This is a genomic window from uncultured Ramlibacter sp. (assembly GCF_936925435.1).
Lineage (GTDB): Bacteria > Pseudomonadota > Gammaproteobacteria > Burkholderiales > Burkholderiaceae_C > Ramlibacter.
Map to the genome: position 1 here is coordinate 71,887 of NZ_CAKZHQ010000024.1, position 13,071 is coordinate 84,957.

Sequence of the window (13,071 nt, forward strand, 5' to 3'; positions counted from 1 at the left end):
TGTGCGTGGGTTACTGCGCGTAGTTGAGCGCCAGGTCGAAAGCGTCGAAGTTGCGCAGCCGCCGCTCGCCGTCCAGGCCGGGCAGCGGCCGGTTGACGATCAGGGGCACGCGCTGCTCGCTCATGCCGCCGTGCGAGCGCAGCGGCGCGTCCAGGCCCGACAGGTCGTGTTTGCTGGCCGAGGTGCCGATGACGGTGAAGCGCTCGGAGACGCAGACGATGTCGCCGATGCGGTCGGCCGGCAGCTCGAATTTCGCAGCAGCCTGCTCGCGGGTGAGCACGACCTCCATGCCGTTGCGCTCCTGCAGGCGGGTGACCAGGCCGGCCACGTCGCTGCCTGCCGGCAGGTAGATGGTCGCGAAGGAGCCGAGCGCGCCATGGTGAACCACATAGGGGTCGGTGATGGGCAGGATAACGCGCGCGACGCCCGTGCCCAGCGCCTTGTCGCACCAGTCCTGCAGGTAGATCACGTCGGGTGTGCCGTCCAGCGCCACCTTGGCGTTCATGCCATGGTCGGCGGTGAGCACGATCACGCAGCCCATCTCGTCGAGCTGGGCCAGATAGCCGTCCATCATGGTGTAGAACGCGTTGGCGCCGGGCGTGCCGGGCGCGTGCTTGTGCTGCACGTAGTCGGTGGTCGACAGGTACATCACGTCGGGGCGGCGCGTTTGCATCAGCTTGACGCCGGCGGCAAAGACGAACTCCGACAGATCGGCGCTGTACACGCTGGGCACGGGCTTGCCCACCAGGCCCAGCACATCGGCGATGCCGTTTTCTTCCAGCGTCACCTGGTCGGCCTTCTCGGAGGAAAAGCAGATGCCCTTCATCTTGTGGCCCAGCAGCTTGCGCAGCTTGTCCTTGGCGGTGACCACGGCCACCGACTTGCCGGCGTCGGCCAGTGCCGCCAGCAGGGTGGGCGCGCGCAGCCATTTCGGGTCGTTCATCATGACCTCGGTGCCGCTTTCCATGTCGAACAGGTAGTTGCCGCAGATGCCGTGCACGCTGGGCGGTGCGCCGGTGACGATGGACAGATTGTTCGGGTTGGTGAAGCTGGGCACCACGCAGTCGGCGGTCAGGCCCGCGCCCTTGGCCAGGGTGCGCTTGAGCCAGGGCATGTGGCCGGTGGCCACGGCCTGGGCCAGGTAGTCGGGCTCGCAGCCGTCGACGCAGACGACGACGGTGGGTGCGGCGGGCAGCTTGTAGCTGCGGTTATTGACGTTCAGCACGGTGGGTCTTTCCGGGTTTTGCGCCGCTAGCGGCGTCGTCTTTGGCGCGCGACTGGCGGCGCAGGTCGTTTTCGATCGTGCGGTCCTTGCTGTCCATCACATGGTCGAACATGGCGCGCCCGGCGGCGTCGGCATCGCCCGAGGCGATGGCCTTGAGGATCTGGCGGTGCTCGCTGGCCGAGATCGGCAGCAGCCAGCCGTCGGCCAGGTTCAGGCGGCGAAACAGCGACAGCTCCTTGATCAGCTTGCGGTAGATGGCGGTGAGCTTGCTGTTGCCGGCCATCTCCACCAGCCGGTCGTGGAACTTCAGGTTCAGCAGGTGGTAGTTGTAGGCGTCCGTGGCCTTGACGGCCTTTTCCATGGCGTCGACCAGGGCCTTGAGTTCCTTTTTCTGTGCGGGCGTGCTGTCGCGCGCCAGCTTGCGGCCCACCAGTTCGTCCATGGCCGCGCGCAGGTCGAAGATCTCCACTGCCTCATCGATCGGAATGTCGCGCACGAAGACACCCCGGTTCTTCTCGTTGCGCACCAGGCCGGCTTCCTCCAGCATGCGGAAGGCCTCGCGCACCGGGCCGCGCGACACACCCATTTTTTCCGCCAGCGTGGCCTCGATCAGCTTGCTGCCCGGCGCGTATTCGCCCTGCAGGATGGCGCGCTCGATTTCCTGCTGCACCACGGTGGTGAGCGAACTGGTCTGCAACAGCGCAATGGTGGGATGGGGCACCGCATTCATGCCCCGAATTAAAGCAGCATTCGCCAGATTGTCAACAATCTGCAAAAAACAATTGACAACAATTTGCGTGCGGATTTAAATGAAGTCAGACGCGTGAGGCGAGGGAGGTCGCAACAGACCAGTGCCATCGCGCCGTCATTTCCTGTTCCCGGCATCGACATCTTTTTTGTTCTGAAGAGGAGTTACCGAATGCGTCCGTCTCTTGCACTCAAATCCCTTGCCTTCGCCATCGCCGCCGTATGCGCCGGCGCGGCCTTCGCCCAGAAGACCCAGCTGCTGGTCTACACGGCGCTGGAGACCGACCAGCTCAAGGCCTACCAGGAGGGCTTCAACAAGTCCAACCCGGACATCGAGATCAAGTGGGTGCGCGACTCCACCGGCGTCATCACCGCCAAGCTGCTGGCCGAGAAGGCCAATCCGCAGGCCGACGCGGTGATGGGTGTGGCCGCTTCCAGCCTGGCGCTGCTCGACAGCCAGGGCATGCTCATTCCCTACGCGCCGCTCAACCTCGACGGCATCATGAGCCAGTACAAGGACAAGAAGACGCCGCCGGCCTGGTTCGGCATGGACGTCTGGGGCGCCACGATCTGCTTCAACACGGTCGAAGCCCAGAAGAAGAACATCCCCAAGCCGGAAACCTGGAAAGACCTGACCAAGCCGGTCTACAAGGGCCAGGTCGTCATGCCCAACCCGGCTTCCAGCGGCACCGGCTACTTCGATGTCACCGCCTGGCTCTCGCTGTTCGGCGACGACAAGGGCAAGGGCGGCGGCTGGAAGTACATGGACGGCCTGCACGAGAACATCGCCCAGTACACGCATTCGGGCTCCAAGCCCTGCAACATGGCGGCCTCCGGTGAGTTCGTGGTCGGCATCTCCTTCGAGTACCGCGGCAACGCCAACAAGGCCAAGGGCGCGCCCATCGACCTGGTGTTCCCCAAGGAAGGCCTGGGCTGGGACCTGGAAGCCTTCGCCATCCACAAGGGCACGAAGAAGCTGGAGGCCGCCAAGAAGCTGGCCGACTGGGCATCGAGCAAGGACGCGATGATGCTGTACGGCAAGAACTTCGCCATCACCGCCCAGCCCGGCCTGGCGCCGCCGCTGGCCAACGTGCCCAAGGACTACGAGGCCCGCCTGGTGAAGATGGACTTCAAGTGGGCCGCCGACAACCGCGAGCGCATCCTCGACGAGTGGACCAAGCGCTACAACTCCAAATCGGAAAAGCGCTGACCCGTCCTGAGCCGGCCGCGGCGCTGTGCGCCCGCGGCCTTTGCCGGTTGCCTGCATGACCCACGACCTGTATCTCGACCTGCGCGGCATCGCAAAGGAATTCGGCAGCTTCACGGCGCTGAAAAACATCAACCTGCAGATCCGCAAGGGCGAGTTCGTCTGCTTTCTCGGCCCCTCGGGCTGCGGCAAGACGACGCTGCTGCGCATCATCGCGGGCCTGGAGGTGCAGACGCGCGGCGACATCTTCCAGGACGGCAAGGACATCTCCACCCTGCCGCCCGCCCAGCGCGACTACGGCATCGTGTTCCAGAGCTACGCGCTGTTCCCCAACCTGAGCGTGGCTGACAACGTGGCCTACGGCCTGGTCAACCGCAAGACGCCCAAGGCGCAGGTCAGGCAGCGCGTGACCGAGCTGGTCAAGCTGGTCGGCCTGCCGGGCAGCGAGCCCAAATACCCGGGCCAGCTCTCGGGCGGCCAGCAACAGCGCATCGCCCTGGCGCGCGCGCTGGCGACCAGGCCCGGGCTGCTGCTGCTGGACGAGCCGCTGTCGGCGCTGGATGCGCTGGAGCGCGTGCGCCTGCGCGGCGAGATCCGCGCGCTGCAGCAGCAACTGGGCGTGACCACCATCATGGTCACGCACGATCAGGAGGAGGCGCTGTCGGTGGCCGACCGCATCGTCGTCATGAACCACGGCGTGATCGAGCAGGTGGGCACGCCCACCGAGGTCTACCGCGAACCGGCCTCGCCCTTTGTCGCCGATTTCGTCGGCAAGGCCAACGTCATCCAGGGCGAGGTCAGGGACGGCACCCTGCATGCGGGGGGCTTTCGCTTCGGCGGCTCCGGCGAGAACCGCTCCGTGCGCGTCTACCTGCGACCGGAAGACGTGCTGGCGCGGCCGATCGCCGAGGGTGATCCGCACGTGTTCGACGCCAGCATCGACAAGATCGACTTCCTCGGCTCTTACTGCCACGTCCATGTGAGCACGCCGACGGTCGCGCCCCAGGGGCTGATGGTCTATCTGTCGCTCAACTACCTGGCCGAGCACTCGCTGCAGGTGGGCTCGCCCCTGCGCCTGCGCCTGCTCGAAGAGCGCGTCAAGGTGTTCTGAGCAGGTTCATGACCGTCCTGTCGCAACCCGGCTCCGAGATCCGCCAGAAGGCGCACTGGAGCGACCGTCTCGCCTATGCCGCGCTGGCGGTGGTGGGCCTGGTGCTCATCGCCTTCCTGGCCTTTCCGCTGTTCGCCATCCTGAGCCAGTCGTTCCAGGGCAAGAACGGCGAGCCCGTCGGCCTGGCCAATTTCATCGCCTATGCCCGCACGCCGGACCTGCTGCAAAGTCTGTGGAACAGCGTCTGGGTGGCGGCCATGGTCACGGCCATCGTGGTGCCGCTGACATTCACCTTCGCCTACGCGATCACGCGCTCCTGCATGCGGTTCAAGGGGTTGTTCCGTGGCATCACCCTGATCCCGCTGCTGGCGCCTTCGCTGCTGTCGGCCATCTCGCTGATCTACTGGTTCGGCAACCAGGGCGCGCTCAAGAGCTGGATGCCGGCCCTGGGTCTGGACGGCATCTACGGCGCGCAGGGCATCGTCATCGCCGAATGCTTCGCGCTGTTCCCGCACACGCTGATGATCCTGGTGACGGCGCTGACGCTGGCCGATGCCCGCCTCTACGAAGCGGCCGACGCCATGGGCACGACGGCGGCGCGCAAGTTCTTCACCATCACCCTGCCCGGCGCCAAGTACGGCCTGATTTCGGCGGCGCTGGTGACCTTCACCCTGGTCGTCACCGACTTCGGCATCCCCAAGGTGGTGGGCGGCAACTTCAACATGCTGGCCACCGATGTCTTCAAGCTGGTCATCGGCCAGCAGGACTTCTCCAAGGGCGCGGTTGTCGCCATCTTGCTGCTGGCGCCGGCCGTGTTCACCTTCGGCATTGACTTCCTGATCCAGCGCAAGCAGACCGCCATGCTCGGCGCGCGCGCCGTGCCCTACCGGCCCAGCCCCTCGCGCGGCTTCGACGCCGCGATGACGGCTTACTGCGTGCTCATCGCGCTGTTGATGCTGGCGATGCTGGGCATGGCCATCTTCGCGTCCTTTGCCAGCTTCTGGCCGTACAACCTCACGCCCAGCTTCAAGCACTATGTGTACGGCCTGGTGGAAAACGAAGTGGGCGAGGGCTTCATCAACAGCATCAAGATGGCGGCCGGCACGGCGGTGTTCGGTACCGCCCTGGTCTTTGGCAGCGCCTACCTGCTCGAAAAGACCCGCGGCATGGCGCCGCTGCGCGCCTTCGTGCGGCTGATGGCCATGCTGCCGATGGCGGTTCCCGGCCTGGTCCTGGGCCTGGGCTACATCTTCTTTTTCAACCTGCCGGACAACCCGCTCAACGGCCTGTACCACACGCTCACCCTGCTCACGCTGTGCACCATCGTTCACTTCTACACGACGGGCCACCTGACCGCCATCACCGCGCTCAAGGCGCTGGACCCGGAGTTCGAAGCGGTGTCGGCCTCGCTCAAGGTGCCGTTTTTCAAGACCTTCTGGCGCGTCACCCTGCCGATCTGCACGCCGGCCCTGGTGGACATCGCCCGCTACTTTTTCATCAACGCCATGACAACGATCTCGGCCGTGGTGTTCCTGTATTCGCCGGAAACCAAGGTCGCCTCGATCGCCATCCTGAACATGGACGAGGCCGGCGAGCTGGGACCGGCCGCCGCCATGGCGGTGCTGATCCTGGGCATCTCCTCGGTCGCCACCGTGCTCTTCATGTTGCTGGGCAAATGGGTGGACAAGCGGACCCAGGCCTGGCGCACCACGACCCGTTGAACCCCGACTGACAGAGAACAACATGGACAGAGACAAGATCCTCCTGACGCCCGGCCCGCTGACCACCACGCTGCGTACCAAGCTCGCCATGCTGCGCGATTGGGGATCGTGGGACGCGGACTTCAACGCCGTCACGGCGCGCGTGCGCCAGAGTCTGCTCAAGATCATCCACGGCGAGGACAGCCACGTGGTGGTTCCGCTGCAGGGCAGCGGCACGTTCAGCGTGGAAGCGGCGGTGGCCACTGTCGTGCCGCGCGACGGCCATGTGTTGGTGCTGGACAACGGCGCCTACTGCAAGCGGGCCGCGCGCCTGACAACGCTGATGGGCCGCCGCTGCACGGTGCTGGACTTCGACGAGGCAGCCCCCGTCGATGCGGCGGCACTCGAAGCGGCACTGAAGGCCGACGCCAGCATCAGCCACGTGGTGCTGATCCATTGCGAGACCGGCGCCGGCGTGCACAACCCCCTGCAGGCGGTGGCCGATGTCTGCGAGCAGCACGGCAAGGGACTGATCGTCGACGCCATGAGTTCCTTCGCGGCCCTGCCCATCGATGCGCGCGCGGTTCGCTTCGACGCCCTGGTCGCCGCCAGCGGCAAGTGCCTGGAAGGCGTGCCCGGCATGGGATTTGTCTTTCTGCGCAAGGCCATCCTGGACGGCTGCGCCGGCCGCAGCCAGTCGCTGGCCATGGACCTGCACGACCAGTACGTCTACATGGAAAAGACCGGCCAGTGGCGCTTCACGCCGCCCACCCACGTGGTGGTGGCGCTGGCCGAAGCCATTGCCCAGTTCGAGGAAGAGGGCGGCCAGCCGGCGCGGCTGGCGCGTTACACCCGCAACTACCAGACGCTGGTCCACGGCATGGCCCGGCTGGGCTTCATGCCCTTCCTGGACCCGTCGGTGCAGGCGCCCATCATCGTCACCTTCCATGCCCCGGGCGATGCGCGCTACGACTTCAAGGCCTTCTACGCCGCCGCCCGCGCGCGCGGCTTCCTGCTCTACCCGGGCAAGCTCACACAGGTCGAAACTTTTCGCGTAGGCTGTATCGGCGCGATCGGCAGCGACGAAATGGAGCAGGCAGTCCACGCTGTTGCCCTCGCACTGGAAGACATGGGTATCGCCTCGGGCGAGCCCGCGATCTGAGCCCACCAACCTGAGGAAGACCATGGCCCCCAAAGTCCATCCAGCGCTCGCTGCCGTGCGCAAGTCCGGCGCCAACAAGGTCAAGGTGGCGGTCAGCGACATCGACGGCGTCCTGCGCGGCAAGTACCTGCACAAGGGCAAGTTCGAGGGCGCGGTCGATGGCGGCTTCGGCTTCTGCGACGTGGTGCTGGGCTGGGACATGACGGACACCTGCTACGACAACACTCAGGTGACGGGCTGGCAGCATGGCTTTCCCGATGCTCTGGCGCGGCTGGACCTGTCCACGCACCGCAAGGTGCCCTGGGACAAGGGCGTCGATTTCTTCCTGGGTGAGTTCGTCAACGCGGACGGCACGCCGCATGCGGTGTGCCCGCGCCAAACCCTCAAGCGCGTTCTCAAACGCGCCGAGAAGATGGGCTTCATGCCGATGACGGGGATGGAGTTCGAGTGGTTCAATTTCCTGGAGACGCCGCAGAGCTGGGCCGCCAAGAAGGGCGTGGGCCCGGAACAGCTCACGCCAGGCATGTTCGGCTATTCGCTGCTGCGCATGAACCAGAACCAGGGCTTCTTCAATGCGCTGATGGACGAGATGCAGGCCTTCGACGTGCCGATCGAAGGCCTGCACACCGAGACCGGTCCCGGCGTCTACGAAGTGGCCATAGCCTTTTCCGAAGCTCTGGCACAGGCCGACCGCGCCATCCTGTTCAAGACCGGCGCCAAGGAGATCGGCGCGCGCTTTGGCATCATGCCCAGCTTCATGGCCAAGCCCAACCAGCAGCTGCCCGGCTGCAGCGGCCACATCCACCAGAGCCTGTCGGACGGCAAGACCAATCTCTTCTACGACGCGAAGAGCCCGCGCAAGATGAGCAAGCTTTTCGAGAGCTACGTCGCCGGGCAGGTGGCCTGCATGATGGAGTTCGGGCCGATGATCTGGCCGACCATCAACAGCTACAAGCGCCTGGTTGACGGCTTCTGGGCGCCGGTCAAGCCGACCTGGGGCATGGACAACCGCACGGCGAGCTTTCGCGTCATTGCCGGCAGCCCGAAGGCGACGCGGCTGGAAACCCGCTGCCCCGGCGCGGACGTGAATCCCTACCTGGCCATGGCCGCCGTGATCGCGGCCGGCCTGCACGGGGTCGAGAAGGGCCTGAAGCTGGGCGCGCCCATCACCGGCACCAACGCCGGCGCTGAAAAAATTCCGCGCGCGCCGCGCACACTGATCGAAACCACCCGCATCTTCGAGAAGTCGGCGATCGCCCGCGACTGGCTGGGCGACACCTTCGTCGACCACTTTGCCGCCACCCGCGACTGGGAGTGGCGCCAGTGGCTGGACGGCGTGACCGACTGGGAGTTGAAGCGCTATTTCGAGATCATCTGAGGCCGACATGCAAGTGCGCCGCCTTGCCGCCAGCGATGCCCCGGCTTACCGGCCATTGCGGCTGCGCGCCTTGCGTGAGCACCCCGAGGCGTTCACCTCCAGCCACGAGGAAAACCTCAGCCTGCCACTGGCCGAGACCGAGAAGCGCCTGGCCTCGGCCACCATCAGCATGTGGGGCGCCTTCCAGGCCGGCGTGCTGTGCGGCGCCATCGGCCTGGAGCGCGAAACCCGCATCAAGAACCGCCACAAGGCCAGCCTGGTGGCCATGTATGTCGCGCCCGAACACGCCGGCCTGGGGGTGGGCCGCGCCCTGGTCGATGCCCTGGTCCGTGAAGCACGGACAGAGGGCCTGGAGCTGCTGGTGCTCACCGTCACCGCCGGCAATGCCAGCGCCACCCACCTGTACGAAAGCGCGGGCTTTCGCTCCTTCGGCATCGAGCCGCGCGCCATCAAGGTGGACGGCCAGGCTTTCGCCAAGAACCACATGTACCTTGAATTGAGCCCACGATGAGCATCAACAGCTTTGCCTTTCCCACCGCCATCCAGTTCGGGCCCGGCGCCCGCAAGAAGGTCGGTCCGCACCTGCTCCAGCAGGGCTTCAAGCGCCCGCTGATCGTCACCGACAAGGCGCTGGCCGCGCTGCCGGTGCTGGCCGAGTTCAAGACCCACCTGCAAGGCCTGGATGTGGCGGTTTTCGGCGGCGTCTTCGGCAACCCGACGGCCAGCCAGGCCATGGCTGGCTCGGAGGCGTTCAAGGCGCACAACGCCGACTGCGTGATCGGCTTTGGCGGCGGCGCCGCGCTGGACGTGGCCAAGGTGGTGGGCATCACCGCCACCCATGAAGGCCACATCATCGAATACGCCTGGGACCATCCCCAGGTGCGGCCCATCGCCAAGGAGTTGCCCTATTTCGTCGCCCTGCCCACCACCTCGGGCACGGGCTCCGAGGTCGGCCGCTCCTCGGTGATCAGCGAGGACGACAGCCACCTCAAGCGCATCATCTTCAGCGCCAAGGTGCTGGCCAAGGTGGTCTTTGCCGACCCGGAGCTGACCCAGGGTCTGCCGCCGCACGTGACGGCCGCCACAGGCATGGACGCGCTGACCCACAACATCGAGAGCTACCTGTCGCCGGCCTACCACCCGCTGTGTGACGGCATCGCGCTGGAAGGCACGCGCATCGCGGCGCGCGCCCTGCTGACCGCGGTCAAGGAGCCCGGCAACCTGCAGGCGCGCGGCGACATGATGATGGCCTCGATGATGGGCGCCATCGCCTTCCAGAAAGACCTGGGCGCGGTGCATTCCTGCGCCCATGCCCTGGGCGCTGTCTGCGACCTGCACCACGGCCTGGCCAACGCGCTGATGATCGATGCGGTGCTGGCATGGAATTACGAGGCCGTGCCGGCCAAGTTCGACGAGCTGGCCCATGTCTGCGGCGTGGCCGGCGGCGGCAAGGCCTTTGTGCCCTGGCTGCGCGAGCTCAAGGCCCAGGTGGGCATCGCCGGTGGCCTGAAGGCGCACGGCGTCAAGCCCGAGCACATGGCGCGCCTGGTGGAGATTGCCGTGGCCGACATCTGCCACCAGACCAATCCGCGGCCGGTGACGGCGGCGGACTTCCAGCGCCTGTTCGAGGCGGCAATGTAAAAATGTTGACCCCCACGCTTGATCACTTCGTGTACTGCGCTGCCCCCCGAGCGGGCGTATGCCCGCCTTGGGGCGGCCCAGCGGCGGCATGACCATGGACCGCCTGAAGATCGGCATCAGCGCCTGCTTCTTCCATCCCGACCCGGGACGCAAGGCCGCGCCCAGCAAGACCCTGCAGTTCATCGAGCAGTCCACTGCGCACTGGGTGATGTCGCAGGGCGCCCTGGCCTTCATGGTGCCTTCGCCCAGCGGCGAGACGGCGCGCGGCGACATCACGGTGGCCGACTACGTGCGGGCGCTCGACGGCCTGGTTCTGCACGGCGGGGCCGATGTCTGGCCCGGCAGTTACGGTGAGCAGCCGCTGCGCCCCGAGTGGGCCGGTGACCGGGTGCGCGACGCCTACGAGATTGCCCTGGTGCGTGCCTTCAGCGCAGCGGGCAAGCCGGTGTTCGGCATCTGCCGCGGCCTGCAGCTGATCAACGTGGCCCACGGCGGCACGCTCTACCAGGACATCAGCACGCAAAAGCCCGGGGCACGCGTGCACCGCGACGCTGATGCCTATGACCTGAACTTCCACCAGGTCGACATCCTGCCCGGCACCCGGCTGGCCGGCCTGCTGGGCGGCGCCGGCCGGCACAAGATCAACAGCGTCCACCACCAGGGCATCAAGGACCTGGCGCCCGGCTTTGCGGTGGAGGCGCTGTCGCCCGACGACGGTGTGGTCGAGGCCATCCGCCACACCGGCGGCGCCTGGGTCAGCGCCGTGCAATGGCATCCCGAGTTCCACCGCGCCGAGCTGGGCGTGGTCGATGATTCCCCCTTGTTGCAAGATTTTCTGGAAGCCGCGCAAGCGGCACGCTGCGCATGACCACACTCGCCGTCCACAACCCCGCCACCGGCGCCAAGATCACCGACCTGCCGGCTGACACCGCCGCCAGCGTGGCCGACAAGGCCGCCAAGGCGCGCGCCGCCCAGCCGGCCTGGGCTTCCATGCCGATCGCGCAGCGCATGGCCTGCATCGCCAAATTCCGCGAAGGCGTGGTGCGCGAACTGGAGTCGCTGGCCACGACCATGACGCGCGAGACTGGCAAACCCATCAAGATGTCGCGCAACGAGCTCAACGGCCTGCTGGGACGCATCGACTTCTTCCTGCAACAGGCCCAGGCTGCGACGGCCACCGAAACCGTCTTCGACGAAGGCGGCATGACCGAGCAGATCCAGCGTACGCCGCTGGGCGTGGTGGCCAACATCTCGGCCTGGAACTACCCCTGGTTCGTCGGCTGCAACGTCATCCTGCCGGCCCTGCTGACCGGCAACGCCGTGCTCTACAAGCCTTCCGAGTACGCCGCCATGACCGGCCTGGCCATCGCCCGCCTGTTGCACGAGGCCGGCGTGCCGCAGGACGTGATGGCTTGCCTGGTCGGCACTGGCGAGGTCGGCAGCGCCCTGCTGGCGCAAGACATCGATGGCGTCTTCTTCACCGGCTCGGTCGCCACCGGCCGCAAGATCGCCCAGGCCGTGGGCGGACGCTTCATCAAGCTGCAGCTGGAGCTGGGCGGCAAGGACCCCAGCTATGTCTGCGAGGATGCCGACCCCAAGGCGGCGGCCGAGTCGCTGGCCGACGGCGCCATGTACAACACCGGCCAGAGCTGCTGCTCGGTGGAACGCATCTATGTGCACGAGAAAATCCACGACGCCTTCGTCGCGGCCTTCGTCGAGGCGGTCAAGGGCTTGCAGGCCGGCGACCCGATGAGCGACTCCACCTACATCGGCGCCATTACCCGCGGGCCCCAACTCGATGTGCTCGATGCCCAGGTGGCCGATGCCAGGGCCAAGGGCGCAACCCTGTTGGTCGGCGGCCAGCGCGGCCCTGGCCCGGGCAACTGGTACCAGGCCACGGTGTTCTCCAACGTGAACCATGGCATGGAACTGATGAAGGAAGAAAGCTTTGGCCCTCTCATCGGCATCCAGAAGGTCAGCGGCGACGCGCAAGCGGTGCAGTTGATGAACGACACGCGCTACGGCCTGACGGCCGGCGTCTACACGCCGGACGGGCAACGCGCCCGTGCCCTGCTGGCCCAAGTCAAGGCCGGCAGTGTCTACTGGAATTGCTGCGACCGCGTCAGCCCGCGCCTGCCCTGGAGCGGCGTCGGCGACTCGGGCGTCGGTCTGACCCTGTCGGTGGACGGCATCGAGACCTTCACCCGGCCCAAGGCCTGGCATCTCAGAGCGGCATGAGACTCACGCTCTTCGATCTGGACCACACCTTGCTGTCGGGCGACAGCGATGTGCTGTGGTGCGACTACCTGATGGAGCGCGGCCTGCTGGACAAGCAGGAATTTGCGGCGCGCAACGCCGACATGGCGACGCGCTACAAGGCCGGCACCGTGGGCCTGCAGGAGTTCGCCGACTTCTATGTCGGCACGCTCGCAGGGCTGACGCTAGACCAGTGGGAGCCTGTGCGGCGCGAGTTCCTGGACCGCTGGATCGTGCCGCGCATTCCGCAGGGCGCGCGGGACCTGGTGCAAGAACACCTGGAGGCCGGCGACCTGGTTCTGATGACCACGGCCACCAACCGATTCATCACCGAGCTCACCGCTGCGCACTTTGGCATCGAACACCTGCTGGCGACCGAGGCCGAGCGCAGCGGCGCGGGCTTTAGCGGCCGCACCGAAGGCACGCTCAACATGCGCGAGGGCAAGGTCGCCCGCCTGCACGCCTGGCTGGCGGCGCGCGGCCAGGCGCTGCTGCAATTCAACAGCACGGCTTACAGCGATTCGATCAACGACCTGCCCTTGTTGCGGGCAGTCAAGCATCCGGTGATGGTCGACCCCGACCCCCAATTGGCCGCTATCGGCCGCGATGCCGGCTGGCCGATGCTTAGTCTGCACTAGCGGCGC

At 66.5% G+C, this 13,071-nt stretch carries 12 protein-coding genes; 10 read left to right on the top strand and 2 right to left on the bottom strand.

The genetic code is table 11. The features are described from left to right. Positions 1 to 10: 10 nt before the first annotated feature. Both phnA and Q0632_RS12620 read right to left on the bottom strand, forming a co-directional pair. Positions 11 to 1,225: a phosphonoacetate hydrolase gene (gene phnA / locus Q0632_RS12615; RefSeq protein ID WP_298930202.1), complete on the bottom strand. Its 1,215-nt coding sequence runs from the start codon at positions 1,223 to 1,225 to the stop codon at positions 11 to 13. After that, the gene (locus tag Q0632_RS12620; RefSeq protein WP_298930206.1) at positions 1,209 to 1,955 is read right to left on the bottom strand and encodes a phosphonate utilization associated transcriptional regulator; all 747 of its coding nucleotides are present in this window, start codon (positions 1,953 to 1,955) and stop codon (positions 1,209 to 1,211) included. The genes phnA and Q0632_RS12620 overlap by 17 nt, the downstream gene beginning before the upstream one ends. Before the next feature lie 189 nt (positions 1,956 to 2,144). On the opposite strand from Q0632_RS12620, the gene Q0632_RS12625 reads away from it, so the two are divergent. The 10 genes from Q0632_RS12625 to Q0632_RS12670 are packed head-to-tail and all read left to right on the top strand — an operon-like array spanning position 2,145 to position 13,065. Then, positions 2,145 to 3,182, top strand: a complete 1,038-nt coding sequence (locus Q0632_RS12625) for a putative 2-aminoethylphosphonate ABC transporter substrate-binding protein (protein WP_298930209.1) — start codon at positions 2,145 to 2,147, stop codon at positions 3,180 to 3,182. A 55-nt stretch (positions 3,183 to 3,237) separates the two neighbouring features. After that, complete coding sequence (locus Q0632_RS12630) at positions 3,238 to 4,290, top strand: putative 2-aminoethylphosphonate ABC transporter ATP-binding protein (RefSeq protein ID WP_298930212.1); 1,053 nt, start codon at positions 3,238 to 3,240, stop codon at positions 4,288 to 4,290. Between the two features lie 8 nt (positions 4,291 to 4,298). Then, complete coding sequence (locus tag Q0632_RS12635) at positions 4,299 to 6,011, top strand: putative 2-aminoethylphosphonate ABC transporter permease subunit (RefSeq protein WP_298930215.1); 1,713 nt, start codon at positions 4,299 to 4,301, stop codon at positions 6,009 to 6,011. Between the two features lie 22 nt (positions 6,012 to 6,033). Then, positions 6,034 to 7,152, top strand: coding sequence for a 2-aminoethylphosphonate--pyruvate transaminase (locus Q0632_RS12640; protein ID WP_298930218.1), 1,119 nt, complete (start codon positions 6,034 to 6,036; stop codon positions 7,150 to 7,152). A gap of 22 nt (positions 7,153 to 7,174) precedes the next feature. Continuing rightward, the gene (locus Q0632_RS12645) at positions 7,175 to 8,530 is read left to right on the top strand and encodes a glutamine synthetase (RefSeq protein ID WP_298930222.1); all 1,356 of its coding nucleotides are present in this window, start codon (positions 7,175 to 7,177) and stop codon (positions 8,528 to 8,530) included. 7 nt (positions 8,531 to 8,537) lie between these two features. Continuing rightward, positions 8,538 to 9,041, top strand: a complete 504-nt coding sequence (locus tag Q0632_RS12650) for a GNAT family N-acetyltransferase (protein ID WP_298930225.1) — start codon at positions 8,538 to 8,540, stop codon at positions 9,039 to 9,041. Then, complete coding sequence (locus Q0632_RS12655; protein WP_298930228.1) at positions 9,038 to 10,171, top strand: iron-containing alcohol dehydrogenase; 1,134 nt, start codon at positions 9,038 to 9,040, stop codon at positions 10,169 to 10,171. Before Q0632_RS12650 ends, Q0632_RS12655 begins: the two co-directional genes overlap by 4 nt. Positions 10,172 to 10,229: 58 nt before the next feature. After that, positions 10,230 to 11,039, top strand: coding sequence for a gamma-glutamyl-gamma-aminobutyrate hydrolase family protein (locus Q0632_RS12660; RefSeq protein WP_298930231.1), 810 nt, complete (start codon positions 10,230 to 10,232; stop codon positions 11,037 to 11,039). Further along, positions 11,036 to 12,409, top strand: a complete 1,374-nt coding sequence (locus tag Q0632_RS12665; RefSeq protein WP_298930234.1) for an aldehyde dehydrogenase family protein — start codon at positions 11,036 to 11,038, stop codon at positions 12,407 to 12,409. Before Q0632_RS12660 ends, Q0632_RS12665 begins: the two co-directional genes overlap by 4 nt. Further along, on the top strand, positions 12,406 to 13,065 hold the full coding sequence (locus tag Q0632_RS12670; protein ID WP_298930237.1) for an HAD family phosphatase: 660 nt from the start codon (positions 12,406 to 12,408) through the stop codon (positions 13,063 to 13,065). Before Q0632_RS12665 ends, Q0632_RS12670 begins: the two co-directional genes overlap by 4 nt. Positions 13,066 to 13,071: the final 6 nt, after the last annotated feature.

Bases quoted from the DNA above. Each gene is read 5' to 3' on its own strand.
- Q0632_RS12620 (WP_298930206.1), bottom strand. From the start codon at position 1,955: ATGAATGCGGTGCCCCATCCCACCATTGCGCTGTTGCAGACCAGTTCG.
- Q0632_RS12625 (WP_298930209.1), top strand. From the start codon at position 2,145: ATGCGTCCGTCTCTTGCACTCAAATCCCTTGCCTTCGCCATCGCCGCC.
- Q0632_RS12630 (WP_298930212.1), top strand. From the start codon at position 3,238: ATGACCCACGACCTGTATCTCGACCTGCGCGGCATCGCAAAGGAATTC.
- Q0632_RS12635 (WP_298930215.1), top strand. From the start codon at position 4,299: ATGACCGTCCTGTCGCAACCCGGCTCCGAGATCCGCCAGAAGGCGCAC.
- Q0632_RS12640 (WP_298930218.1), top strand. From the start codon at position 6,034: ATGGACAGAGACAAGATCCTCCTGACGCCCGGCCCGCTGACCACCACG.
- Q0632_RS12645 (WP_298930222.1), top strand. From the start codon at position 7,175: ATGGCCCCCAAAGTCCATCCAGCGCTCGCTGCCGTGCGCAAGTCCGGC.
- Q0632_RS12650 (WP_298930225.1), top strand. From the start codon at position 8,538: ATGCAAGTGCGCCGCCTTGCCGCCAGCGATGCCCCGGCTTACCGGCCA.
- Q0632_RS12655 (WP_298930228.1), top strand. From the start codon at position 9,038: ATGAGCATCAACAGCTTTGCCTTTCCCACCGCCATCCAGTTCGGGCCC.
- Q0632_RS12660 (WP_298930231.1), top strand. From the start codon at position 10,230: ATGCCCGCCTTGGGGCGGCCCAGCGGCGGCATGACCATGGACCGCCTG.
- Q0632_RS12665 (WP_298930234.1), top strand. From the start codon at position 11,036: ATGACCACACTCGCCGTCCACAACCCCGCCACCGGCGCCAAGATCACC.
- Q0632_RS12670 (WP_298930237.1), top strand. From the start codon at position 12,406: ATGAGACTCACGCTCTTCGATCTGGACCACACCTTGCTGTCGGGCGAC.